The sequence below is a fragment of the Oceaniglobus trochenteri genome (genome assembly GCF_020529025.1).
GTDB classification, from domain to species: Bacteria; Pseudomonadota; Alphaproteobacteria; order Rhodobacterales; family Rhodobacteraceae; genus Oceaniglobus; species Oceaniglobus trochenteri.
The window spans coordinates 256,879-279,744 of the sequence record NZ_JACNMM010000003.1; the positions used below are offsets into that span (position 1 = coordinate 256,879).

The window sequence follows — 22,866 nt, forward strand, 5'->3', positions numbered from 1 at the left end:
GAGTGTTTCACGTGGAACAATGTGAATTCGACGTCATCGTGATCGGCGGCGGCCACGCAGGTTCGGAAGCTGCAGCGGCCAGCGCGCAAATGGGCGCGCGAACTGCTTTGGTCACCATGGATCGCTCTACAATCGGGGTCATGTCTTGCAACCCTGCCATCGGTGGATTGGGGAAAGGCCATCTTGTGCGCGAGATCGACGCGCTTGATGGCATCATGGGACGCGCCGCTGATGTCGCGGGAATTCAGTTCCGCCTCCTGAACCGCCGAAAGGGGCCTGCCGTTCAAGGGCCGCGTGCTCAGGCAGACCGCGACTTATACCGTGTTGCGATCCAGAATCTTCTGGCCGCCAACCCGAATCTGAGCGTGGTTGAAGGTGAAGTTGTTGATTTGATCATGACAGGAAATACCGTTGGCGGCGTTGTTCTTGCTGACGGGACCTGTCTTCGAGGCCGGGCCGTGGTGGTCACGACGGGTACTTTCCTGCGTGGCGTCATCCACATCGGAGACCGGAAAATCGAAGGCGGGCGGATGGGAAGCAAGGCTTCCACGCGGCTGGCAGTCAGATTTGACGCGCTTGGCGCACCGCTTGGACGTCTGAAGACCGGCACTCCCCCGCGGCTGGAAAGCTCCACCATCGATTGGGAAAGACTTGATCGCCAAGAGGGGGATGACGAACCGACGCTGTTCTCATTCCTGTCCAAAAGTGTTTCGGCGCGTCAGATTGCTTGCGGGATCACGCATACGAACGAGAAGACCCACGATATCATTCGCGCCAACCTCGAGCGTTCAGCGATGTACGGCGGGCATATCGATGGCGTCGGACCGCGCTATTGCCCTTCGATTGAAGACAAGGTTGTTCGGTTCGCGGAAAAGAACTCACATCAGATTTTTCTGGAGCCGGAAGGGCTGAGCCGTTCGACGGTTTATCCGAATGGTATCTCAACATCATTGCCAGAAGATGTGCAGATTTCTTATGTCCAGTCCATCTCCGGCCTTGAGCGCGCCCAGATCACGACGCCGGGCTACGCCATCGAGTATGACTATGTCGATCCACGGGCTCTGGACCGCTCCTTGGCGTTCCAAGGTGTTGAGGGGCTTTTCCTGGCGGGTCAGATCAATGGAACGACGGGTTACGAAGAGGCCGGCGCGCAGGGCTTGGTCGCGGGGTTGAATGCCGCGCGTCGCTCGAAGTCCTGTGATCCTGTGATCTTCCAAAGGTCCGAGAGCTATATCGGCGTGATGATTGATGATCTTGTCCTGCGCGGTGTGACCGAACCATATCGGATGTTCACGTCCCGCGCAGAGTTCCGGTTGTCGTTGCGAGCCGACAATGCGGATCAACGATTGACGCCGCTGGGGGTATCAATCGGTGTAGTCGGTGAGAAACGGCGGGCCGTGTTTGAACGCAAGATGGAGCAACTGTCAGGGGCAAGGGCAACCTTGAGCAACATGCACTGGACCCCAAGGGAGATTGCGGAGGTTGGGATCAAGATCTCAAATGATGGCGCGCGCCGTAATGGCCTTCAGCTGCTCAGCTTCAAGGACGTATTTTTCGATCATCTCATCGACTTGGATAGCGAATTGGCCACGACGCCAAGAGAGGTCCAGCAGCAGTTGAAGCGGGATGCGACCTATATGAATTACCTGGATCGGCAACAGCGCGATGTCGATGCTCTTGCGCGAGATGAAGCGATTACCATCCCGAAGGATCTGGATTTTGATTCTCTTGGTGGCCTATCGTATGAACTCTGTTCGAAATTGAAAAGGTTGAAGCCGGACTCGATGGCGCAGGCGGCGCGGATTGATGGGATGACGCCTGCGGCGCTGGTGATCATTCTTTCAGCGGTTCGGGCGCATCAACGGGGTGTGGCTGTCTGATATGAGATCGGAGTTTGAAGACCTTGTCCGCGTTGCTCCGGATGTTTCACGTGAAACATTTGAGAAGATGGCAATCTACGCTGACCTACTGAAAAAATGGAACCCGAAGATCAATCTCGTATCGGGCCCAACATTGGATGAGATTTGGCATCGCCATATTCTGGATTCCGCTCAGATCTATCGCCATCTGCCCCACGATACCGCCTCATTGGTCGACTTCGGTTCGGGCGGAGGGTTTCCGGGGATGGTTCTTGCGATCCTGGCTGGACGATCGAAGCCGGATATCAAGATTACACTGGTGGACAGCGATCAACGCAAGTGCGCTTTTCTCCGAAATGTGGCGCGCGAGACGGCCACTTCGGTTGAAGTAGCCGCGGCCCGGATTGCCGATCTGCCCGCCTTCAATGCGTCGGTGGTGACAGCCCGAGCTTTGGCACCGCTGACCTCGTTGATTGGTTTCGCCGATCATCACCTGGCGGAAGGCGGGATCGCCTTTTTCCTCAAGGGACAGCAGGCGGAGAATGAGTTGGCCGAAGCCAGGGTGCGATGGTTTTTTGATGTCGAGGCCCTGCCCAGTGTTACTGACAGTGGTGGATCCATTTTGAAGGTCGAGAATATCAATGCACGCTGATCCAACACGCGCACCGAGTGCGCGCATCATTGCGGTTGTGAACCAGAAGGGTGGGGTGGGTAAGACGACAACCGCCATCAATCTCGGCGCTGCATTGGCCGAAGATGGTTTCAATGTCTTGATCGTCGATCTCGATCCCCAAGGAAATGCATCGACAGGGTTGGGAATTGCGCCGGAGAGCAGGCAGCTCAGCAGTTATGATCTTCTCCTTGATGAGGCGGAACTTGCCGATGTCATTTACCCGTCGCAACTGGAAGGCCTCTGGATTACACCAGCGACGGCCGATCTCAGTTCGGCCGATATCGAGATGGTGGCAAACGAGAAGCGGAGTTTCCTGCTTTATGACGCCCTGCGCCAACCGGCGATTGATCGTTATGCCTTTGACTACGTCCTGATCGACTGCCCGCCATCACTCAGCCTCCTGACAGTCAACGCTATGGTGGCCGCGCATTCCGTTCTTGTTCCGCTGCAAAGTGAGTTCTTTGCTTTGGAAGGTCTGTCGCAATTGATGCTGACGATCCGGGAGGTTCGCCAGGTTGCAAACCCCGATCTGCGTATCGAAGGGGTGGTGTTGACGATGTACGATGGCCGGAACCGGCTGGCGCAACAGGTAGAAAGTGACTCGCGTGAAACCCTGGGTGACCTGGTGTTCAAGACAGTCATTCCGAGGAACGTGAGGGTCAGTGAGGCCCCTTCCTATGCGCAATCGGTCCTCACTTATGATAGCGGATCGAAGGGCAGCCTTGCCTATCGGGCGTTGGCCGAAGAACTGGTTCGCAGGCACCATGAAAGTTGAACGGAGAGAGACCTATGTCGGATAAGAAGAATGAACGCCGGGGGCTGGGCCGTGGTCTGTCGGCCCTGATGGCGGATGTGGGTGTCGCGGATGAGCGTCAGAACGCCAACCGTCCAACGCGTCGTGCCGATCAACTTATTCCGGTCGAACGGATTGTACCCAACCCCGATCAGCCGCGTCGAACCTTTGCACCTGAGCTCTTGGATGAACTCGCTGCCTCGATCAAGGAGAAGGGGGTCATCCAGCCGCTGATCCTGCGTCAGAATCCCAGGAATCCTGAGCAGTACGAGATTGTCGCGGGTGAACGCCGGTGGCGCGCCGCGCAGATGGCCAAGGTTCATGCACTGCCGGCCATCATCCGAGAACTCGACGATACCGAGGTCTTGGAACTCGCGATCATTGAAAACATTCAGCGCAGCGATCTGAACCCCGTGGAAGAAGCGGCTGGCTTTCGCCAGCTGATGGACAAGTTCGGCCATACGCAGGAGAAGCTGGCCGAGGCGTTGGGGAAAAGCCGTAGCCATATTGCCAACCTGTTGCGTTTGCTAAACCTACCAGAGGATGTGCTGGCATTGCTGCGTGACGGCAAGATTTCCATGGGGCATGCGCGGGCCTTGATTACCGCTGACGATCCGTCGGCGCTCGCGAAGATCGTCGTTGCCAAGGGGCTTTCGGTGCGTCAGACGGAAGCCTTGGTCAAGGCACCGAAGGGCGGCGACGTTCCACGTGAAACAAAACCGAAGCGTGAAAAAGATGCTGATACCCGTGCACTGGAGCAGGATCTGGCCGCTGCCGTTGGCATGTCGGTGAGCATCGACCATGACACGGGAATGGAATCGGGCAGGGTTTCCATTCGTTATGCGACGCTTGAAGAGTTGGACGAGCTTTGCCGGATGCTGTCGTCTGGTCGCTAACGGGCCAGCAACTCCCGAAGGATTGCATTCAGCAGCGGACGGCCTGAATTGGTTGTTCGCAGCCGGCCGTCTTCGAAGCTGATCAATTCCTGTTCTGCCAATTGGCGGATGGTCGAGGCACAAAGGGGTGTGCCGCCAATCTCTTCATAGCGGGGGAGGGAGATCCCCTCGGCCAGGCGCATGCCCATCATCAGCATTTCGGTTGCCTGGTCCAGATTCGTCAGGATCTCCTGGCGATCAGCAACCAGCTCCGGGTTTTCGACGGCCGCCAGCCATTTGCCGGGCTGCATGATCGCATCGGTGGCGATCTTCTGGCCATCGATCGTCAGACGCCCGTGGGCGCCCGGGCCCACGCCGACGTAATCGCCATAGCGCCAATAGATCAGGTTGTGACGCGATTCCGATCCTGGCTTGGCGTGGTTTGATGTTTCATATCCGTTCAGCCCGTGGGCGTCGCAAATCTCTTGCGTGGCGAAGTACATGTCGGCGGCGCGGTCTTCATCGGGCAATCCGCGCAGCAGGCCGCGCGCCATGCGATCACCAAAGGCGGTCCCGTCCTCGATGGTCAACTGGTAAAGGGACAGGTGATCGACAGCCATTCCGATCGCCTCGGTCAATTCGCTGCGCCAGTTCTCCAGCGTCTGGTTCTGACGGGAATAGATCAGATCAAAGCTGACCCTGTCGAAATTCTGGCGGGCGATGCCGAAAGCGGCCTTGGCATCCTTCACGCTGTGGAGCCGGCCAAGGGCGCGGAGGTCGGTGTCATTCAGGGCCTGAATGCCCATGGATACACGGTTCACGCCCGCTTCGCGAAACGCCTTGAAGCGTCCAGCCTCGACAGAGGTTGGATTGGCCTCAAGGCTGATCTCCATGTCGTTGGCGCAGGGCCAGGCCGCACGGGCAGCCTCGATCACGGCATGGGTGGTGTCGGGGTCCATGAGGCTGGGCGTGCCGCCACCAAAAAAGATGGTTTGCAAGACGCGATCAGGGACAAGTCGGGCGTAACGCTGAACCTCGGCCACCAAGGCGTCACGCCAGCGGCTGTGATCGACATGGGCCGTGACATGGCTGTTGAAGTCGCAATAGGGGCACTTCGATTGGCAGAAGGGCCAATGGACGTACAGGCCAAAGCCGCCTTCGATCATCATCTCAGGCAAAACACCCTTTGATCAGCTTGGCGAAGGCATCGGCGCGATGGCTGATGCGGTTCTTTTCGGCCTGATCCATTTCCCCAAATGTTATACTATAACCTTCCGGCTGGAAGATCGGGTCATATCCGTGGCCCTGTTGGCCCCGCATGGGCCAGACCACCTGGCCGGGCATGACACCTGCAAACACCTCGTCATGGCCATCGGGCCAGGCCATGACCAGCGTGCAGCAGAAGCGCGCGCGACGGGGGTGAGGGGCATTCTTCGCCTCAAGCATCTGTTGCGTCTTCGTCATCGCCATGACGAAATCACGCCCCTCCGGCGTCTCGGCCCAATCGGCGGTATAGACGCCGGGGGCATTGTCGAGCGCGTCGATCTCGATCCCGGAATCGTCGGAAAGGGTGACAAGCCCGGTTGCCTTGGCACCGGCGTGGGCCTTGATGCGCGCATTCTCGACGAAGGTCGTGCCATTTTCGACCGGTTCAGGCAGCCCGAGGGCGCCGGCAGAGACCGTTGCAACTCCATAGGGCGCGAGAAGGGATGTGATCTCATCCAGCTTGCCGGCGTTATGGGTCGCAACCAGAAGCCGATCGCCCTCGAACCGGCGGGTCATGCCACGGCGGCCTTCTGTGCGGCGACCAGATCCTTCATGCCCTTGTCGGCAAGATCCAGCAGTTCGTCCATTTCCCCGCGCGAGAAGGTCGCGCCTTCCGCCGACATCTGCACTTCGATCAGCCGGCCCGAACCGGTAAGCACGAAGTTGCCGTCGACGCCCGCTTCGCTGTCTTCGGGATAGTCGAGATCAAGAACCGGCTGACCGGCGTAAAGGCCGCAGGATACGGCGGCAACGTGATCGACCATCGGGTCGGTGACGATATCGCCGGCCTTCATCAGCTTGTTCACCGCCAGCCGCAGGGCCACCCAGCCACCGGTGATCGAGGCACAGCGCGTGCCGCCATCGGCCTGGATCACATCGCAGTCGATGGAAATCTGGCGTTCGCCCAGGGCAACCCGGTCAACCCCGGCGCGCAGGGCGCGGCCGATCAGGCGCTGGATTTCCTGCGTGCGGCCAGATTGGCCATTCTTCGCCTCGCGGCGCATCCGGGTGTGGGTGGCGCGGGGCAACATGCCGTATTCGGCGGTGACCCAGCCAAGACCGGTGTTTTTCAGAAACGGCGGAACACGTTCTTCCAACGAGGCGGTACACAGGACATGGGTATCGCCACATTTGATGAGGCAGGAGCCTTCGGCGTGTTTCGTGATCCCGACTTCGATTGAAATCGGGCGCATTTCGTCTAACTTACGGCCAGAGGGGCGCATGGGAATTCCTTTGCAGATTTGCCCGTGGTGATACCCACGGCATCGGCCCCGGCGCAACCCCGATTGACGTTCGGAGGTCGGCACGGTTTCGTGTTGCGACAATCCAGAGGCAGAGGCAGATGAAAGAAGGCTCGAAAGTTCTGGCCCAGATGAACGACCGGTCCCGCGAGGTGTTTCGCCGGGTGGTCGAGGGATATCTCGATACCGGCGATCCGGTCGGCTCGCGCACCTTGACCCGGACGATGAACGAAAAGGTCAGCGCGGCCACGATCCGCAACGTGATGCAGGATCTGGAATACCTGGGCTTGTTGGACAGCCCCCATGTATCGGCCGGGCGCATCCCGACCCAGCAGGGCCTGCGCATGTTCGTGGATGGCCTGCTTGAGGTCGGCAACCTGACCGACACCGACCGCGAAAGCATCGATGCCACCCTGGGGCGCAGCGAATCCGACGTGGGGTCATTGCTTGATCGCGTGGGAAGCGCGCTGTCCGGCGCGACGCGGGGGGCAAGCGTGGTTCTGGCGCCCAAGCACGAGGCGCCGATCAAGCACCTGGAGTTCGTCAGCCTTTCGGCCGACCGGGCGCTGGTGGTCATCGTCTTTGCCGACGGCCATGTCGAGAACCGCATCTTCCAGCCCCCCGCCGGGCAGACGCCCAGTTCCATGCGCGAAGCGGCAAACTTCCTGAACGCCCTGGCCGAGGGCAAGACCCTGAGCGAGCTGCGCAAGGCGACCGAGCGCGAAATCGTCGCCCGGCGCCGCGAACTTGACACGCTGGCGGCCGACCTGGTGGAAAGCGGGCTGGCCATCTGGGAAAACGAAGGCGAGCGTTACGAGCGGCTTATCGTGCGCGGGCGCGCCAACCTTCTGGCCGGAACGACCGAGGCGGAAGACCTTGAGCGCATCCGATCCCTGTTCGACGATCTTGAACGCAAGCGCGACATCGCCGAATTCCTCGAACTGACCGAGGACGGCGAGGGGGTGCGCATATTTATTGGCTCGGAGAACAAGCTTTTCTCACTTTCGGGTTCCTCTTTGGTGGTTTCCCCATATATGAACGCTGACCGTAAGATCATTGGCGCCGTTGGCGTGATCGGGCCGACCCGGCTGAATTATGGGCGGATCGTTCCGATCGTGGATTACACGGCGCAGATGGTGGGCAGGCTGCTCACCGACCGAGGCTAGTTGGGTGAAAGAATGACGAAACAGCAAGACGATATAGACAGCCAGATCGAAGAGCTGTTGGCCCAGGAAGGGTATGGCGAGGCAGGCGAGGCAATCGCGCCCGAGGCCGGCGAAGGTGAAACCGTCACCGACTCGGCCGATCTGCGCGATGAGCTTGAGGCCCTGCGCGCCGAACGCGACCAGTTCCGCGACCGGTTCATGCGGGCCCTTGCCGATGCCGAGAACGCGCGCAAGCGGTCCGAGCGCGACCGCAAGGAGGCCGAGAACTACGGCGGTTCGAAACTCTCGCGCGACATGCTTCCGGTGTATGACAACCTCAAGCGGGCGCTTGAAGTCGTCACCGACGAACAGCGCGCCGCGAACCCCGCGCTTCTGGAGGGGATCGAATTGACGATGCGCGAACTGATCTCGGTTTTCGCCAAGCACGGGATCGAGGCGATCGCGCCCGAGGTGGGCGACCGGTTCGACCCGAAGATCCACCAGGCCATGTTCGAAGCCCCCGTGCCCAACACCAGGGCCGGCGACATCATCCAGGTGATGAACACCGGCTTCATGCTGCATGACCGCCTGCTGCGCGCCGCCCAGGTGGGGGTCAGTTCGACTCCGAAGTCGTAAGGGCCTTCAGCTCGTAAATCAGGTTCAGGGCATCCTTGGGCGAAAGCTCATCGGGGTGCACCTGTTCCAGCCTTTCGCTCAGCCGCGATGGTTTCACCGCGGCTGGGGCTGGCGTGGCGGTGGCCATGGCCGAAAACAGCGGCAGGTCGTCGATCAGGGCCGCCTGCCGTCCGCCGCCCTCACGCTCTCCTTTTTCCAGCGCTTCCAGAACCACCTTGGCGCGGGCCACCACCGCTTCGGGCAGGCCGGCAAGGCGCGCCACCTGCACACCATAGCTGCGGTCGGCAGACCCCTTGCGCACCTCGTGCAGGAAGACGACATCGCCCTGCCACTCCTTCACGGCCACTGTCGCGTTCTGGGCGCCGTCCAGACGGTCGGCCAGCTGTGTCATTTCGTGGTAATGGGTGGCGAACAGGGCGCGGCAGCGGTTCTTGTCGTGCAGATGTTCCATCGTGGCCCAGGCAATCGACAACCCGTCGTATGTGGCCGTGCCGCGCCCGATCTCGTCCAGGATCACCAGCGCGCGGTCATCGGCCTGGTTCAGGATCGCGGCGGTTTCAACCATTTCCACCATGAAGGTCGACCGCCCGCGCGCCAGGTCATCGGCGGCACCAACCCGGCTGAACAGTTGCGACACGATGCCAATATGCGCGCTTTGCGCCGGTACGAAACTGCCCATCTGGGCCAGGAGCGCGATCAGGGCATTCTGGCGCAGGAAGGTGGATTTACCCGCCATGTTCGGCCCGGTCAGAAGCCAGATCGCCGACGCGCTGTCGGGCTGGGCCAGGGCGCAATCATTGGCCACGAAACCGCCCGCCCCCTGGCGGCGCAGGGCCAGTTCCACCACCGGATGGCGCCCCTGCACGATGTCGAAGCTGCGGCTGTCGTCGATGCGGGGGCGGGTCCAGTCTTCGCCGCGCGCCAGATCGGCCAGCGCTGCCATCACGTCAAGTTCCGAAAGCGCGGCCGCCGTCAGCCCGATCTGCGCCGCCGCATCAAGTATGGCACCTTTCAGGCTGTCGAACAGCCGCTTCTCGATCTCAAGCGCGCGACTTCCCGCATTCAGGATCTTCGTTTCCATCTCGTTCAGGGGAACGGTGGTGAAGCGGACGGCATTGGCCGTGGTCTGGCGATGGATGAAGGTATCGGACAGCGGCGGCGACAGCATCTTTTCGGCATGGGTGGCCGTGGTTTCGATGAAATAGCCCAGCACGTTGTTGTGCTTGATCTTCAGCGAGGCGATGCTGGTCTGCTGTGCATACTCTGCCTGCAACCCCGCGATGACGCTGCGCCCCTCGTCGCGCAGGGTGCGGGCCTCGTCCAGTTCGGTGTCGAACCCCTTGGCGATGAACCCGCCATCGCGGGTCAACAGGGGCGGTTCGGCGATCAAGGCACGATCCAGCAGCGCGATCAGGTCGTCATGGCCGGTCAGATCGGCAATGGCCGATGTCATCAGCGGCGGGAGGGTGTCCGAAGGCATCGCGGCGATATCGCGTGCCCGCTCCAACCCGGCGCGCATGGCTGTCAGATCGCGCGGCCCGCCCCGATCCAGCGCCAGCCGCGAAAGGGCGCGGTCCATGTCGGGCACCCGGCGCAGCGCAGACCTGAGCGTTTCGCAGAAGCCCGCATCCTCCACCAGGAACCCCACGGCATCATGGCGCTGCTTGATGGTGTCGAGGTTGCGTGACGGGCTGGACAGGCGACGTTCAAGCAACCGCCCGCCACCGGGCGTCAGCGTGCGGTCGATGGCCGCCAGAAGCGATCCGTCGCGCCCGCCGGACAGGGCATGGGTCAGCTCCAGGTTGCGCCGGGTCGAACCGTCGATCTGCACCACCTGTTCGGCGGTTTCGCGCAGCGGCGGGCGCAGCAGGGGGAGTTTTCCCTTCTGGGTGATTTCAAGATAATCGACGATGGCGGCCATGGCCGAAACCTCGGCCCGCGAAAACATCGCGAAGGATTCAAGCGAGGCGACGCCGAACAGATCGCACAGCCGCTTTTCTCCGCCGGTGGAATCAAAGCTGCTGCGCGACAGGGGCGTCAGGGCGGCGCCGGTATCGCCCACCAGTTCGGCAAGGTCGCCCTCGCGGTTGTCGGTGACAAGAACCTCGCGCGGGGCAAGGCGCGACAGTTCGGGCCCCAGCCGGACAAGAGGGCAGGGCGAGACGCGGAATTCACCGGTGGATATGTCCACCCAGGCCAGCGCACCTTCGCCGCGCACGTCGGCATGGGCCGCCAGAAAGTTGTGGCGCCGCGCCTCAAGCAGGGAATCCTCGGTCAGGGTGCCGGGGGTAACCAGCCGGACGACACCGCGTTTGACAACCGATTTGCTGCCGCGCTTCTTGGCCTCGGCAGGGTTTTCCTGTTGTTCGCAGACGGCCACGCGAAACCCCTTGCGGATCAGCGTCAGAAGATAGCCTTCCGCGGAATGCACCGGCACGCCGCACATGGGAATGTCTTCGCCCTGATGCTTGCCCCGCTTGGTCAGGGCAATATCCAGCGCCTGCGCCGCCGCGACGGCATCATCGAAGAACATCTCGTAGAAGTCGCCCATGCGGTAAAACAAGAGCGCCTCGGGATATTCGGATTTTATCTCAAGAAACTGCGCCATCATCGGTGTGACGGCTGTGTTCGTGCTGCTCATGACGCCCCCGGGATCGACCGGGGGCACCTTACAAATCGCACCGGCAAGACGAAAGCCGAAAACCCGTTACGACGCGAAAGGCGCCTTGTCGCCCCACAGCTCTTTCACCCGCTGATCGCGGCCACAGGCATCGCGGTATTTCTTGTAGGCGTCCTTCTTTTCCTCGAACCCGAAGCGGGTCAGGATCGTGTCGTCGCTCTTGTAGTAATCCTGGTGATAATCCTCGGCCGGATAGAAGGCGGCCTCGTCCAGGATCGGGGTGACGATCTTCTGGCCCAGGGCCTTCTGCGCCTTGGCCAGCTCGGCCTCGGCGGTTTTGCGTTCTTCGCCATTCTCGACGAAGATCGCGGTACGATAGCTTTCGCCCCGGTCGCAGAATTGCCCGCCGGCATCCGTCGCATCGACCGAGCGCAGGAAAAGGTCGATGATCTGCGCGAACTTGATCTGGTCGGCGTCATAGGTGATCTTCACCGCCTCGTAATGGCCGGTGCCGCCGCGCGTCACCTGCTTGTAGGTCGGGTTTTCCACGGTGCCGCCGGTAAAGCCCGACACAGCCGAGGTGACACCCTTCACCTTTTCGAAATCCGCTTCGACACACCAGAAACAGCCACCGGCCAGCACCACGGTTTCGGTCTGGGCGGCCTGTGCACGGTCGGCCTGTCCGGCAATGCCCGTCATCAAGGCAACGCCAAGAATGGCGGGCTTCATCGCTTTTGTCATTTTCAGCATCGGAACTCTCCCTTTCTTCATAATACTGTGGCGGGGAGATTGACCTTCAATGCCGGTTCGGGCGATCTCACGCAGCAGTGACTGTTGTTTCACCATGCCGGAAAGGGAAAATCATGCGCATTGCCATGTGGTCGGGGCCACGCAACCTGTCGACCGCGATGATGTATGCCTTCGGGGCGCGGCCCGATTGCGCCGTGGTCGATGAACCCTTCTATGCCGCCTATCTGACGCGGACCGGAATCGACCATCCGCTGCGCGATGAGATCCTTGCCTCGCAACCCTCTGACCCGGCCAGTGTGGCTGCGGCGCTGACCGGTGCGGTGCCGCAGGGGCGCGCCCATTTCTATCAAAAGCACATGGTCCACCACATGCGTGATGGTTTCATGCCCGACTGGCCCCGGGATACCCGGCATGTCTTCCTGATCCGCCATCCGGCCCGTGTGGTCGCCAGCTATGCGGTGAAACGCGAGGCGCCCACCGATGCCGACCTGGGCTTTACCGATCAATGGCGGGTCTACCAGGAGCTTGCGGCGGCCGGTGCACGCCCGCTGGTGATCGACAGTGTCGACATTCGCGCCAACCCCCGCGGCGCGCTGGAGGCCCTTTGCGGCGCTCTGGGCCTGCCCTTTGACGACAGGATGCTGTCGTGGCCCGCAGGCGGGCACGCGGATGATGGCGTCTGGGCGCGGCACTGGTATGGCGCGGCGCATCGTTCGACCGGCTTTGCCGGCGACGAAGGCGACCTGCCCGTTTTGCCACCCGAATATGCCAAACTGGCCGAAACCGGGCTTGAGCCTTACCGCGCGCTGGCATCCCTGCCGGAAAGAATCGTCGTTCCTGAAACTTTCCGGGCACCGCCTTCGTGACTGGGGCAATCGCGGAATGATCCGCGGCCCCAATTTCGGAGGATACGATGAAAATTCTTGCTTGTTCCGCCCTTGCCCTGACCACCATGGCAGGCGCTGCCTTTGCCGATGCCCATGCCATGGCACCCAAGGTGATGGCCGCAGATCAGGACGTGTCGAACGGCGTCGTCAGTGCCGATTCGGTCATGGCGGGCGAAAACGGCTGGCTGGTGGTGCACCGCACCGATGCCGAGATGAAGCCGGGCCCCGTTGTCGGTTATGCGCCGCTGCGCAAGGGTGAAAACACCGATGTCGCCGCCATCCTTCAGGAAGATGTCGCCTCGGGCGACATGCTGATGCTGATGGTGCATTCCGAAGAGGGCGGCATGAAGACCGGCGTCTTCGAATATACGCTGGGCGCCAAGGAAGACGGCCCGATCAAGCCGGACGGAAAGCTGGTGATGCAGGTCATCACGGCCAAGTAATCACGGCGCAGGATGCTGATGGAGGCTCCTTCACTCCGTCGGCCGGGCCCGAACCACCACAGGAGGTGGTTCGGGCCTTTCTGTTTCAGCCTGTCCGCTTGTTGCGGTTGGCCACCAGTTTCAGGCGCAGGGCGTTCAGGTGGATGAAGCCTGCGGCATCCTTCTGATCGTAGGCGCCGGCGTCATCCTCGAAGGTCACATGGGCCTCGGAGTAGAGGCTGTGATCGGACCAGCGGGCGACGGTGCGCACCGAACCCTTGTACAGCTTCAGCCGGACGGTGCCGGTCACATGTTCCTGGCTCTTGTCGATCAGGGCCTGCAGCATCTCGCGCTCGGGGCTGAACCAGAAGCCGTTGTAGATCAGCTCGGCATAGCGGGGCATGATGCTGTCTTTCAGGTGGCCCGCACCGGAATCCAGCGTGATCTGTTCGATACCGCGATGCGCCTCAAGCAGCAGCGTACCGCCGGGCGTTTCATAGATGCCCCGTGATTTCATGCCGACAAAGCGGTTTTCCACCAGGTCCAGCCGGCCGATGCCGTGCTTGCCGCCCAGTTCGTTCAGCTTGGTCAGGATCGTTGCCGGGCTCATCGCTTCGCCGTTGATCGCCACCGCATCCCCACGCTCGAAGGTGATTTCCACCATTTCGGGGGTGTCGGGCGCATCTTCGGGGTGCACGGTGCGCTGATAGACGTAATCGGGCGCTTCCTGCGCCGGGTCTTCCAGAACCTTGCCCTCGGAGGAAGTGTGCAGAAGGTTCGCATCGACTGAAAACGGCGCTTCGCCGCGCTTGTCCTTGGCGATGGGAATCTGGTTCTTCTCGGCAAAATCGATCAGCTTGGTGCGGCTGGACAGGTCCCATTCGCGCCAGGGGGCGATCACCTTGATGTCGGGGTTCAGGGCATAGCAGGCCAGTTCGAAACGCACCTGATCGTTGCCCTTGCCGGTGGCGCCATGGGCCACGGCATCCGCACCCTCGGCGGCGGCGATTTCCACCAGCCGCTTGGAAATCAACGGCCGCGCGATCGAGGTGCCCAGCAGATACAGCCCTTCGTAAAGCGCATTGGCCCGGAACATCGGGAAGACGAAATCGCGCACGAACTCCTCGCGCAGGTCTTCGATGTGGATGCTGGAGGCGCCCATCATCTCGGCCTTGGCGCGGGCGGGTTCCAGTTCTTCACCCTGGCCCAGATCGGCGGTGAAGGTGACCACTTCACAGCCATATTCGGTTTGCAGCCATTTCAGGATGATCGAGGTGTCCAGACCCCCGGAATAGGCCAGGACAACTTTCTTGGGTACGGACATCGGGGTTCTCCATGGGACAACAGGTCAGCGGCGGCGATAGCCTGTTTGCGCCGCAAGGGCAAGTTGGCGCTTGGGGTAAGGAAGACCCCACCCCGGGGTATGGCGCACCCGACTGTGCCGCCTTGCCCCGGCGTGGTTTGATCGTGGCAGATTGAAACAGAGGAGATTTCGCCATGAAGATCACCCTTGCCCTGAGCGCCGCCGCCCTTCTGGCCGCCCTGCCGGCCCTGGCCGATATCAGTGGCCCGCCCGCCACGGCGCTTGACAAAGCCTCGCCGAAGATCGGATCGGCCGTATCGCTCGACAAAAGCTCGACCAAGCTCAGCCCGCGCCCCGGCGGGTTGGACAAAAGTTCGCCGAAGATCGCGACCGGCGGCCCGGGCACGACCACCACGCCCCAGCGCTAAGCCTTCTTGTTCCGGGCGAGGTTCTGCGCCACTTAGGGGGTATGGATGATTTCGCCGATACCGCCCTTGCCACCACCGCCCGGATGCGCGCGCTGTTCGCGGCCACGCCGCTGCAACGCAACGATTTCCTGTCCGAACGGTTCGATGCCGACATCTGGCTGAAGCGCGAGGATTTGTCGCCGGTCCGTTCCTACAAGATAAGGGGTGCCTTCAACGCCATGCGCAAGGTGCGGGCCGACAATCCCGAACAGGGGCTGTTCGTCTGTGCCAGTGCGGGCAACCATGCCCAGGGCGTTGCCTTTGTCTGTCGTCATTTCGATGTGCGCGGCGTGATCTTCATGCCGGTGACGACACCCCAGCAAAAGATCGACAAGACCCGCACCTTCGGGGGCGATAATGTGGAAATCCGCCTTATCGGCGATTACTTCGACGACACGCTGGCCGCCGCCCAGGAATACTGCGTTCAGGCCGGGGGGCATTTCCTGTCGCCCTTCGACGATGCCCATGTGATCGAGGGCCAGTCCAGCGTCGCGGTCGAGATGCTGGCCGAACTGCCCGCACCGCCCGACATTGTGATCCTGCCGGTGGGGGGTGGGGGGCTTTCGGCCGGCGTGAAAAGCTATCTCGATGTCATGTCGCCCGACACCCGCCTGATCTATGTCGAACCCGAAGGCGGGGCCAGCCTGACTGCGGCCCTCGCCGCTGGTGAGCCTGTGTCGATTCCCGGCGTCGACAGTTTTGTCGATGGCGCCGCGGTGGCGCGGATCGGGCAGAAGACATTCGCGGTTCTGAAGAACGCTCCGCCGGAAGATGTGCTGCAAGCCCCGGAAGATCGGATCTGCATGACGATCCTTGAAATGCTGAACGTCGAGGGAATCGTCCTCGAACCCGCCGGTGCGCTGTCGATCAACGTGCTGGGCGATCTTGCCGAAAGCATCCGGGGCAAGCGGGTGGTCTGTGTCACCTCGGGCGGCAATTTCGATTTCGAACGCCTGCCCGAGGTGAAGGAACGTGCGCAGCGCTATTCGGGGGTGAAGAAATATTTCATCCTGCGGATGCCGCAACGGCCCGGCGCGCTGCGCGATTTTCTCGAACTGCTTGGCCCCGAGGATGATATCGCACGCTTCGAGTATCTGAAGAAATCGGCGCGCAACTACGGTTCGGTCCTGATAGGGATCGAAACCAAGAGGTCCGCCAATTTCGCCAAGCTGACGGCGCGTCTGGAGGCCGCCGACTTCATCTATCGCGACATCACCAACGACACGACACTGGCGGAATTCCTGATCTGATCGCCGGGCGCGCGGATCATTCGGGCGCCAGCCTTGCGTCAAGTTCGGCCAGAAAGGTGGCGCGAGAGAAGGCATAGCCCGATTTCGTCCGCGCGACGATTTCGGCCGTGGCGCGGCCTTCGCGCGCGGCGTTTTCGCCTTCCTGGCACATCCCGGCAAAGCCCTGGAACCCCAGGTTCATCGCGCTGCCCTTCAGGAAATGGAACGCGGCGCCAAGGCTGTCCTGCGAATCCTGCGCATCCAGACCTTCGATCACCTCGTCCACCTCTTCAAGGAACAGGCTGACGATTTCGCTGAAATCGGGATCGCCGATTTCATCGCGCAGTTGCGTCACACGTTTCCAGGCGATCATCGGATCATTTCCTGTTGCTTCATCCCGCCAGTCTTGCGCGGAAAGGTTAATGTTCGGTGATCGCCGCACCTGCGGTTCATCTGCGGGATTTCACCGATTCTTAATGCGGTGGCGGCAAAAGATCGTATGGACTTCGACAACTCAATTTTCGACGATGATTCTGCAAGAACAGGCGCTTCCGTGCAGGGGCAGGCTGTTGGCGATGCCATCGAACGGGTGCTGGTCGTCGATGACAGCCGCCTGCAACGCAAGATCCTGACGACATCGCTTGAAAAATGGGGGTTCGAGGTTCATCAGGCCGAATCCGGCGAACAGGCCATCGAACTTTGCCGCAGCCTTGATATGGACCTGATCATCAGCGACTGGATGATGCCGGGCATGACGGGGCTTGAATTCTGCTGCGAATTCAGGCGCCTGGTGCGTGACAGGTATGTCTATTTCATCCTTCTCACCTCGAAATCCGAAAAGAACGAGGTCGCCAAGGGCCTGCAAAGCGGGGCCGATGATTTCATCACCAAACCGGTGAGCGCCGAAGAACTGCGCGCCCGCATCGCGGCGGCGGCGCGAATCATGTCGAACGAACGGGAATTGTCGGAAAAGAACCGCATGATCTCGGCCGCCTATGCCGAGATCAAGGCGCTTTATGCCGCGGTCGACAGGGATCTGAACGAGGCGCGCAAGTTGCAGCACTCGCTGCTGCGGGAACGCTCGGTCGATTTCGGCACGGCGCGGGCGTCGCTTGTCCTGCGGTCGTGCGGGCATGTTGGGGGCGATCTGGTGGGGCATTTCCGGATCGACGACAGCCGCGTCGGGCTGTTCTCGCTTGACGTGTCGGGGCATGGAATCGCCTCGGCCCTGCTGACGGCGCGTCTGGCCGGGTATCTTTCGGGCAGTTCGCCGGATCAGAACATGGCCCTGATCAACACCGGGCCGGGCACCTATGCGGCGCGTGACCTGGGTGAGGTGGCCGATCGGCTGAACCGCATGATGCTGGACGATGTGGACACCGAACATTACTTCACGATGCTGCTGGCCTATGTCGATCTGACGACGGGTGAGGTTGAGTTCATCCAGGCCGGGCATCCCCACCCCATCGTGCAGCGCCGCGATGGCGCGATCTCGGTCCTGGGCGAGGGCGGGATGCCCATCGGCCTGCTGGCCGACCCGGAGTTCGGCCGGTGCCGGGTGAAACTGTCGAAAGGTGACCGCCTTTTGCTGGCCTCGGACGGGATAACCGAATGCGCCGACGAGGCGGGCAACCTTCTGGGCGACGACGGTCTTATCGACATCATGCAGGCCAGCGCCCATATCGGGGGCGAATCCTTCTTTCAGGCGCTGCTGTGGGATCTGGCATCCTTCGCCACCAAGGAGGATATGGACGACGATGTCTCTGGCGTATTGCTGGAGTTTCTGGGCGATGACGGGGCAGGGCACCCGCCTTCGTAAACCCACCGGCGCAAAGCCGCCGTCGCCGCGATCTTGCGACAATCCTTGACGACATTCCCGAAACCACCTGTCATGAAGCATGCCGGGCCGATCACCGGCCCCGGTTCTTCGCCGTTCCCGCAGGAGTTTTCCAATGTCGCTTGCCTGCCGCATCGAAACCGCACTTGCGGCGGCCATTCGCAAGCGACAGTCGGCCCTTGCGCCACCGCGTCTGGCCGCCGCCCTTGAATATGCGGTCCTTCCCGGGGGCGCGCGCATCCGTCCGACAATCTGCCTCAGCGTGGCCAGCGCCTGCACCGAGGATCAGCCGGCGCTGGGCGATGCTGCGGCGGTGGCGCTGGAACTGGTCCATTGCGCCAGCCTGGTGCATGACGATCTGCCCTGTTTCGACAATGCCGACATGCGCCGGGGCAAACCGTCGGTGCATCGCGCCTTTTCACAGCCGCTTGCCGTGCTGGCCGGTGACAGCCTGATCGTCATGGCCTTCGAGGGGCTGGCCGAAACCGGCTGCGCGCCCGAACGCGCCCTGCGGTTGCTGCGTATCCTGGGCCGCCACGTGGGAATGCCGGGCGGTATCTGCGCCGGCCAGGGCTGGGAAAGCGAAGACAGCATCGACCTGGCCGCCTATCACCGCGCCAAGACCGGGGCGCTGTTCACCGCGGCAACCCAGATGGGCGCCGTTTCGGCAGGCCAGGACCCCGAGCCATGGGAGGAACTGGGCGCGAGGATCGGCGAAGCCTTCCAGATCGCCGATGATCTTCGCGATGCCCTGACGGATGGCGGGGCGCTGGGCAAACCGGCGGGCCAGGATCACCTGCACGGCCGCCCGAACGCGGTTGCGCAACTGGGTGTCGATGGCGCCATGGGGCGGTTTCGCGATGTGCTGGGTGGTGCGATTGCCAGCATCCCCTCTTGCGCGGGTGAGGCGATGCTGGCCGACATGGTGCGCCGCTATGCCGAACGCCTTGCGCCCAGCGTACCGGCGCGACGGGGAAGCTGAGCGGCAGGCGTCGGCCTCAGCTTGGCCAGACCTTGACCTGCGCGCCCACCTCGACCTGATTGTAAAGCTGGATGACGTGTTCGTTCTTCAACCGGATGCAGCCCGAGGATACGGCGGTGCCGATGGTCCAGGGCTGCGGCGTGCCGTGAATGCGGTACATCGTGTCTCGGTTGCCACGGTACAGGTACAGCGCGCGCGCACCCAGCGGGTTGTCGGGGCCGCCCGGAACGCCACCGGCAAACTTTGCATAGGTTTCGGGTTCGCGGCGGATCATGTTCTTGGTGGGCGTCCAGCTGGGCCATTCGGCCTTGCGCCCGACACGGGCCGTTCCGCGGAAATTGCGCCCGGCATCGCCGACGGCGACGTGATATTCCGTGGCCACGCCCGGTGCCGTCACATGGTACAGAACGAAATAGCTTGGGAAGACGTGGATGCTGTTGACCGCCACATCATCGCGGATGCGCTTGACCACGGGGTCAAAGCTTTCGGGGGTGGTGTGGGGCGGGCCGACATGGGCCTGGGCGGCAAGGGGCGCGAGGCCGAGCGCCGAACCAGCGGTCTGGATGAAATGGCGACGTGTCAGCATGTTGGACTCCGGCAGCAGTCAAGAACTATCAAGAAGCGAGGTTGCATCTGCACGACACGATGTAAACGCGCCACAGGGCGGATTTGTGCCACATGCGGCGAAAGCGCCACGTTCACAACTGCGTTAACGCGCTTTTGGCCGGGGTGAGAAGATCGTGGCGCGGTGATCGGCCATGTAGATCCTCAGCCAGGGGGTGAAGCCTTCGGGTGCGGTTGCCAGTTCGCTTGTCAGGTCGGCAAGGTCGATCCAGCGCACCTGTGACACCTCGTCGGGATTGGGGGTCAGCGGCAGGTCGTGCGGGGCCGTCGCGACGAAAAGGTCCACGACCTCGTGTTCCGTCATGCCACCGCCGACATCGGCACGATATTCGATCCGGTCACGATGGTGCAGCGACAGGCCCGAGATGCCCAACTCCTCCTGCAACCGGCGGCTGGCGCAGTCGGCCGGGGCTTCGTTCCAGGCGGGATGGGTGCAGCAGGTATTGGCCCAAAGACCCGGCGTGTGGTATTTTCCCGCCGCCCGACGTTGCAGCAGAAGCCGCCCCTCGCCATCCAGGACGAACACTGAAACGGCCATGTGGCGCAGGCCCCGCAGATGCACCTCAAGCTTTTCGACCGGGGTCAGGGTGCCGTCAATCCAGGCTGGAATCATCGTGGGCATGGCATCTTTCCCTGACCGGGCGGGCCGGATCGCAAAGAGGTGGCGTTGGGTTGTCGCGCGGTGTCGTGACCAAAGGTCAGTGAAAGGTCAAGTGTTCCGCCGGGTCGGGCGTGGCCATGGGGCTGCGCCGGTGGCGCCGAAACCGCGATTGTCACGCAAAAGCGATAGGTTCCTTTTGCCGCCCGGGGGCAGAAAGCCTTGTTTTCCGTCGTGTTTCCACCATGATTGTCTCAGGCCCTGATGGCGGGGCGGTTGGTGACGGGGGTGTACGTTTCGCCGCATTGACCGCGATTGCACTTTTGACGCATGTGTGTCCGGCGCCGTTTCCCCGGGCGATTTCGGTCTGTGGCAGGGGGCGGGCGGATGAAAACGAACCGAGACGCGAGGTTACCCATGGATTTCGACACGCTGTTCAAGGGTCAGTTGGACGATCTGAGAGCCGAGGGAAACTACCGCGTCTTTGCGGAGATGGAACGTGCCTGCGGGCGTCATCCCCATGCCGTCAACCGCGGGCCCGATGGCGCGCGGGAAGTGACCGTCTGGTGTTCCAACGATTACCTGGGCATGGGCCAGCACCCCGAAGTGGTTGAATCGATGGTGAATGCCGCGCGCAGTTGCGGCACCGGCGCAGGCGGAACCCGCAACATCAGCGGCACGGCGACGCATCACGTCGCGCTTGAGGCCGAGCTGGCCGATCTGCACGGCAAGGAAGCGGCGCTTCTGTTCACCAGCGGTTATGTGTCGAACTGGGCCGCGCTGGGCACCCTGGGCAGCCGCATTCCCGGCGCGGTGATCCTGTCGGACGCCCTGAACCACGCCAGCATGATCGAAGGCATCCGCCATTCCCGCGCCGACAAGGTGATCTGGAAGCACAACGACCCCGAGGATCTGAACCGCAAGCTGGCGGCCATTCCCGCCGACCGGCCCAAGATCGTCGCCTTCGAATCGGTCTATTCCATGGACGGTGACATCGCGCCCATTGCCGAGATCCTTGACGTTTGCGAGGCGCATGGCGCGATGAGCTATATCGACGAGGTGCACGCCGTGGGCATGTACGGGCCCCGCGGTGGCGGTGTTTCCGAACAGCTGGGCCTGGCGCATCGGATCACCCTGATCGAAGGCACGCTGGGCAAGGCCTTTGGCTGTTTCGGTGGCTACATCACCGGCAGCGCGGCCCTGTGCGATTTCATCCGCAGCTTTTCGTCGGGCTTCATCTTCACCACGGCCCTGCCTCCGGCGGTGGCGGCGGCGGCGCAGACCTCGATCCGGCACCTGAAGACCTCGGATGTCGAACGCAAGCGCCAGCGCGAACAGGTGGCCAAGCTGCGCAAGCGGCTGGATCAGCTGGGCATTCCGCACCTGGACAACCCCAGCCACATCATTCCGGTGATGATCGGCGATCCGGTGAAATGCCGGATGATCAGCGACATCCTGATGCGTGATTTCGGGATCTACGTGCAGCCGATCAACTATCCGACCGTTCCCAAGGGCACCGAACGCCTGCGTTTCACGCCCGGCCCCCAGCACACCGATGCCGATATCGAACACCTCTGCGCCGCTCTGAATTCCCTCTGGAAGCAATGTGCCCTGTCGCGCCAGGTGGCGTGAGGCAAGGTTCAATATTTGTTTACCCTCGGACAGGCGGTTTTGCAGTAGACAGAAACCCTGAACAGGAGATTGCGATGAACGGATTTTGGATTGGCTGCGTGGCAGCAGGCCTTCTGGCGACGCCTGTACTGGCCGAAAGCCACGTTTCGGGCGATGCCGCCGCGGGCGAGGACGCCTTCAGGCAATGCATCAGTTGCCATGTGGTGCAAAACGACGATGGCGAAACCCTGGCCGGGCGCAACGCCAAGACCGGGCCTAACCTTTACGGTGTCGCAGGCCGTCAGGCGGGCATGGCCGAGGGGTATCGTTTCGGCAAATCCATGAAGGAAGCGGGCGAAAAGGGGCTGGAGTGGACCGAGGAACACTTCGTCGCCTACGTGATGGACCCCACCGCATATCTGCGCGAGTTTCTGGATGACAGCAAGGCACGGGGCAAGATGGCGTTCAAGGTCCGCAAGGAAGAAGACGCCGTGAACATCTATGCCTACCTGGCATCCCTGGCCGAGTAGGTCTTTTTAGGTGACGATTTCGGGGCTGTCGGTGCGAACCGGCAGCCCTTTTTCATCGCCCGATCACCCGGGCGACGAAAGCCGCGTCGCCGGGGTTGGCCAGGGCCTCGACCGCCAGCGGGCCGTCCAGCCAGACCGCCGCGTGCCCCGGTTCGGTGGGGGCGCCATGGGGGCGGACGGGACGGGCCAGGTAGATGTGGCAGACCTTCTCGGCCCAGATGTCGTATTCGGGCATGAAGGTGAACCGCCGGAACGCGCCCAGGCGCCGGGGCGCGGCGATGCGCCATCCCGTTTCCTCGAAAACCTCGCGATGCAGCGCCGCGATGGGCGATTCGCCGGGGTCGATGCCGCCGCCGGGCAGTTGGAATTCGGGTGTCGGGTCGGATTGCAGGGTCAGCAACAGCGCGCTGCCCTGTTGCAGGATGCCATAGACGCCGGGGCGATGGACGAAGCGGCGCCCCATTGCCGGCGCTTTGCCATACCGTCTGATCATGCCTGCCCCTCACCTGTTGGTCATC

The 22,866-nt window shown here is 62.1% G+C and carries 24 protein-coding genes; 14 read left to right on the forward strand and 10 right to left on the reverse strand.

The features are described from left to right. Positions 1-2: 2 nt before the first annotated feature. From mnmG to H7828_RS05555, 4 genes are read left to right on the forward strand one after another with little or no spacing between them, the layout of a single operon-like run. Positions 3-1,880: a tRNA uridine-5-carboxymethylaminomethyl(34) synthesis enzyme MnmG gene (gene mnmG / locus H7828_RS05540; RefSeq protein ID WP_226780010.1), complete on the forward strand. Its 1,878-nt coding sequence runs from the start codon at positions 3-5 to the stop codon at positions 1,878-1,880. 1 nt (position 1,881) lies between these two features. Beyond that, on the forward strand, positions 1,882-2,511 hold the full coding sequence (gene rsmG / locus H7828_RS05545) for a 16S rRNA (guanine(527)-N(7))-methyltransferase RsmG (protein WP_226780011.1): 630 nt from the start codon (positions 1,882-1,884) through the stop codon (positions 2,509-2,511). Next, positions 2,501-3,307, forward strand: a complete 807-nt coding sequence (locus H7828_RS05550; RefSeq protein WP_226780012.1) for a ParA family protein — start codon at positions 2,501-2,503, stop codon at positions 3,305-3,307. The genes rsmG and H7828_RS05550 overlap by 11 nt, the downstream gene beginning before the upstream one ends. 14 nt (positions 3,308-3,321) lie before the next feature. Then, positions 3,322-4,221 (forward strand): ParB/RepB/Spo0J family partition protein, encoded by a 900-nt coding sequence (locus H7828_RS05555; protein ID WP_226780013.1) that lies wholly within the window; start codon positions 3,322-3,324, stop codon positions 4,219-4,221. Here H7828_RS05555 and hemW read toward each other — a convergent pair. The 3 genes from hemW to rph are packed head-to-tail and all read right to left on the reverse strand — an operon-like array spanning position 4,218 to position 6,689. Further along, entirely contained in the window at positions 4,218-5,369 is a 1,152-nt protein-coding gene (gene hemW / locus H7828_RS05560) for a radical SAM family heme chaperone HemW (RefSeq protein ID WP_226780014.1), read from the reverse strand. The two genes, H7828_RS05555 and hemW, sit on opposite strands and share 4 nt — an antisense overlap. Position 5,370: 1 nt before the next feature. Further along, a complete protein-coding gene (rdgB, locus tag H7828_RS05565) occupies positions 5,371-5,982 on the reverse strand; it encodes an RdgB/HAM1 family non-canonical purine NTP pyrophosphatase (protein WP_226780015.1) in 612 nt (203 codons plus the stop codon). Continuing rightward, the gene (rph, locus tag H7828_RS05570; protein WP_226780016.1) at positions 5,979-6,689 is read right to left on the reverse strand and encodes a ribonuclease PH; all 711 of its coding nucleotides are present in this window, start codon (positions 6,687-6,689) and stop codon (positions 5,979-5,981) included. The genes rdgB and rph overlap by 4 nt, the downstream gene beginning before the upstream one ends. 119 nt (positions 6,690-6,808) lie before the next feature. On the opposite strand from rph, the gene hrcA reads away from it, so the two are divergent. Both hrcA and H7828_RS05580 read left to right on the forward strand, forming a co-directional pair. Then, on the forward strand, positions 6,809-7,873 hold the full coding sequence (gene hrcA / locus H7828_RS05575) for a heat-inducible transcriptional repressor HrcA (protein ID WP_226780017.1): 1,065 nt from the start codon (positions 6,809-6,811) through the stop codon (positions 7,871-7,873). Positions 7,874-7,885: 12 nt separating this feature from the next. Then, complete coding sequence (locus H7828_RS05580; RefSeq protein WP_226780018.1) at positions 7,886-8,488, forward strand: nucleotide exchange factor GrpE; 603 nt, start codon at positions 7,886-7,888, stop codon at positions 8,486-8,488. Here H7828_RS05580 and mutS read toward each other — a convergent pair. Next, positions 8,466-11,129: a DNA mismatch repair protein MutS gene (gene mutS / locus H7828_RS05585; RefSeq protein WP_226780019.1), complete on the reverse strand. Its 2,664-nt coding sequence runs from the start codon at positions 11,127-11,129 to the stop codon at positions 8,466-8,468. The two genes, H7828_RS05580 and mutS, sit on opposite strands and share 23 nt — an antisense overlap. A 66-nt stretch (positions 11,130-11,195) precedes the next feature. Beyond that, positions 11,196-11,858 (reverse strand): peptide-methionine (S)-S-oxide reductase MsrA, encoded by a 663-nt coding sequence (msrA, locus tag H7828_RS05590; protein ID WP_226780020.1) that lies wholly within the window; start codon positions 11,856-11,858, stop codon positions 11,196-11,198. Positions 11,859-11,971: 113 nt separating this feature from the next. Between msrA and H7828_RS05595 the strand changes: the two genes are divergently transcribed. Both H7828_RS05595 and H7828_RS05600 read left to right on the forward strand, forming a co-directional pair. Then, positions 11,972-12,724 (forward strand): sulfotransferase, encoded by a 753-nt coding sequence (locus tag H7828_RS05595; protein ID WP_226780021.1) that lies wholly within the window; start codon positions 11,972-11,974, stop codon positions 12,722-12,724. 47 nt (positions 12,725-12,771) lie between these two features. Further along, positions 12,772-13,188: a DUF7282 domain-containing protein gene (locus H7828_RS05600; protein WP_226780022.1), complete on the forward strand. Its 417-nt coding sequence runs from the start codon at positions 12,772-12,774 to the stop codon at positions 13,186-13,188. Between the two features lie 85 nt (positions 13,189-13,273). Here the strand turns inward: H7828_RS05600 and H7828_RS05605 are convergent, their stop codons facing one another. Further along, on the reverse strand, positions 13,274-14,491 hold the full coding sequence (locus H7828_RS05605) for an argininosuccinate synthase (protein WP_226780023.1): 1,218 nt from the start codon (positions 14,489-14,491) through the stop codon (positions 13,274-13,276). A 173-nt stretch (positions 14,492-14,664) separates the two neighbouring features. Between H7828_RS05605 and H7828_RS05610 the strand changes: the two genes are divergently transcribed. Continuing rightward, positions 14,665-14,898, forward strand: coding sequence for a hypothetical protein (locus H7828_RS05610; RefSeq protein ID WP_226780024.1), 234 nt, complete (start codon positions 14,665-14,667; stop codon positions 14,896-14,898). A 41-nt stretch (positions 14,899-14,939) separates the two neighbouring features. Next, positions 14,940-16,187 carry a threonine ammonia-lyase IlvA gene (gene ilvA / locus H7828_RS05615; RefSeq protein WP_226780025.1) on the forward strand — a complete coding sequence of 416 codons (1,248 nt, stop codon included), beginning with the start codon at positions 14,940-14,942 and terminating at the stop codon, positions 16,185-16,187. Positions 16,188-16,203: 16 nt separating this feature from the next. Here the strand turns inward: ilvA and H7828_RS05620 are convergent, their stop codons facing one another. Further along, the gene (locus H7828_RS05620; protein WP_226780026.1) at positions 16,204-16,539 is read right to left on the reverse strand and encodes an Hpt domain-containing protein; all 336 of its coding nucleotides are present in this window, start codon (positions 16,537-16,539) and stop codon (positions 16,204-16,206) included. 180 nt (positions 16,540-16,719) lie between these two features. Here H7828_RS05620 and H7828_RS05625 point away from each other — a divergent pair, with 180 nt between their 5' ends. Both H7828_RS05625 and H7828_RS05630 read left to right on the forward strand, forming a co-directional pair. Then, the gene (locus H7828_RS05625; protein ID WP_226780027.1) at positions 16,720-17,985 is read left to right on the forward strand and encodes a PP2C family protein-serine/threonine phosphatase; all 1,266 of its coding nucleotides are present in this window, start codon (positions 16,720-16,722) and stop codon (positions 17,983-17,985) included. Positions 17,986-18,118: 133 nt separating this feature from the next. Further along, positions 18,119-18,985 (forward strand): polyprenyl synthetase family protein, encoded by an 867-nt coding sequence (locus tag H7828_RS05630; protein ID WP_226780028.1) that lies wholly within the window; start codon positions 18,119-18,121, stop codon positions 18,983-18,985. 16 nt (positions 18,986-19,001) lie between these two features. On the opposite strand, the gene H7828_RS05635 is transcribed toward H7828_RS05630, so the two are convergent. Both H7828_RS05635 and idi read right to left on the reverse strand, forming a co-directional pair. Next, positions 19,002-19,571: a L,D-transpeptidase gene (locus H7828_RS05635; protein ID WP_226780029.1), complete on the reverse strand. Its 570-nt coding sequence runs from the start codon at positions 19,569-19,571 to the stop codon at positions 19,002-19,004. 123 nt (positions 19,572-19,694) lie between these two features. After that, the gene (idi, locus tag H7828_RS05640) at positions 19,695-20,231 is read right to left on the reverse strand and encodes an isopentenyl-diphosphate Delta-isomerase (RefSeq protein WP_226780030.1); all 537 of its coding nucleotides are present in this window, start codon (positions 20,229-20,231) and stop codon (positions 19,695-19,697) included. 393 nt (positions 20,232-20,624) lie between these two features. On the opposite strand from idi, the gene hemA reads away from it, so the two are divergent. Continuing rightward, complete coding sequence (gene hemA, locus H7828_RS05645; RefSeq protein ID WP_226780365.1) at positions 20,625-21,839, forward strand: 5-aminolevulinate synthase; 1,215 nt, start codon at positions 20,625-20,627, stop codon at positions 21,837-21,839. A 74-nt stretch (positions 21,840-21,913) separates the two neighbouring features. After that, positions 21,914-22,348 (forward strand): c-type cytochrome, encoded by a 435-nt coding sequence (locus tag H7828_RS05650; RefSeq protein WP_226780031.1) that lies wholly within the window; start codon positions 21,914-21,916, stop codon positions 22,346-22,348. A 52-nt stretch (positions 22,349-22,400) separates the two neighbouring features. Here the strand turns inward: H7828_RS05650 and H7828_RS05655 are convergent, their stop codons facing one another. Continuing rightward, a complete protein-coding gene (locus tag H7828_RS05655; protein ID WP_226780032.1) occupies positions 22,401-22,841 on the reverse strand; it encodes an NUDIX hydrolase in 441 nt (146 codons plus the stop codon). Positions 22,842-22,866: the final 25 nt, after the last annotated feature.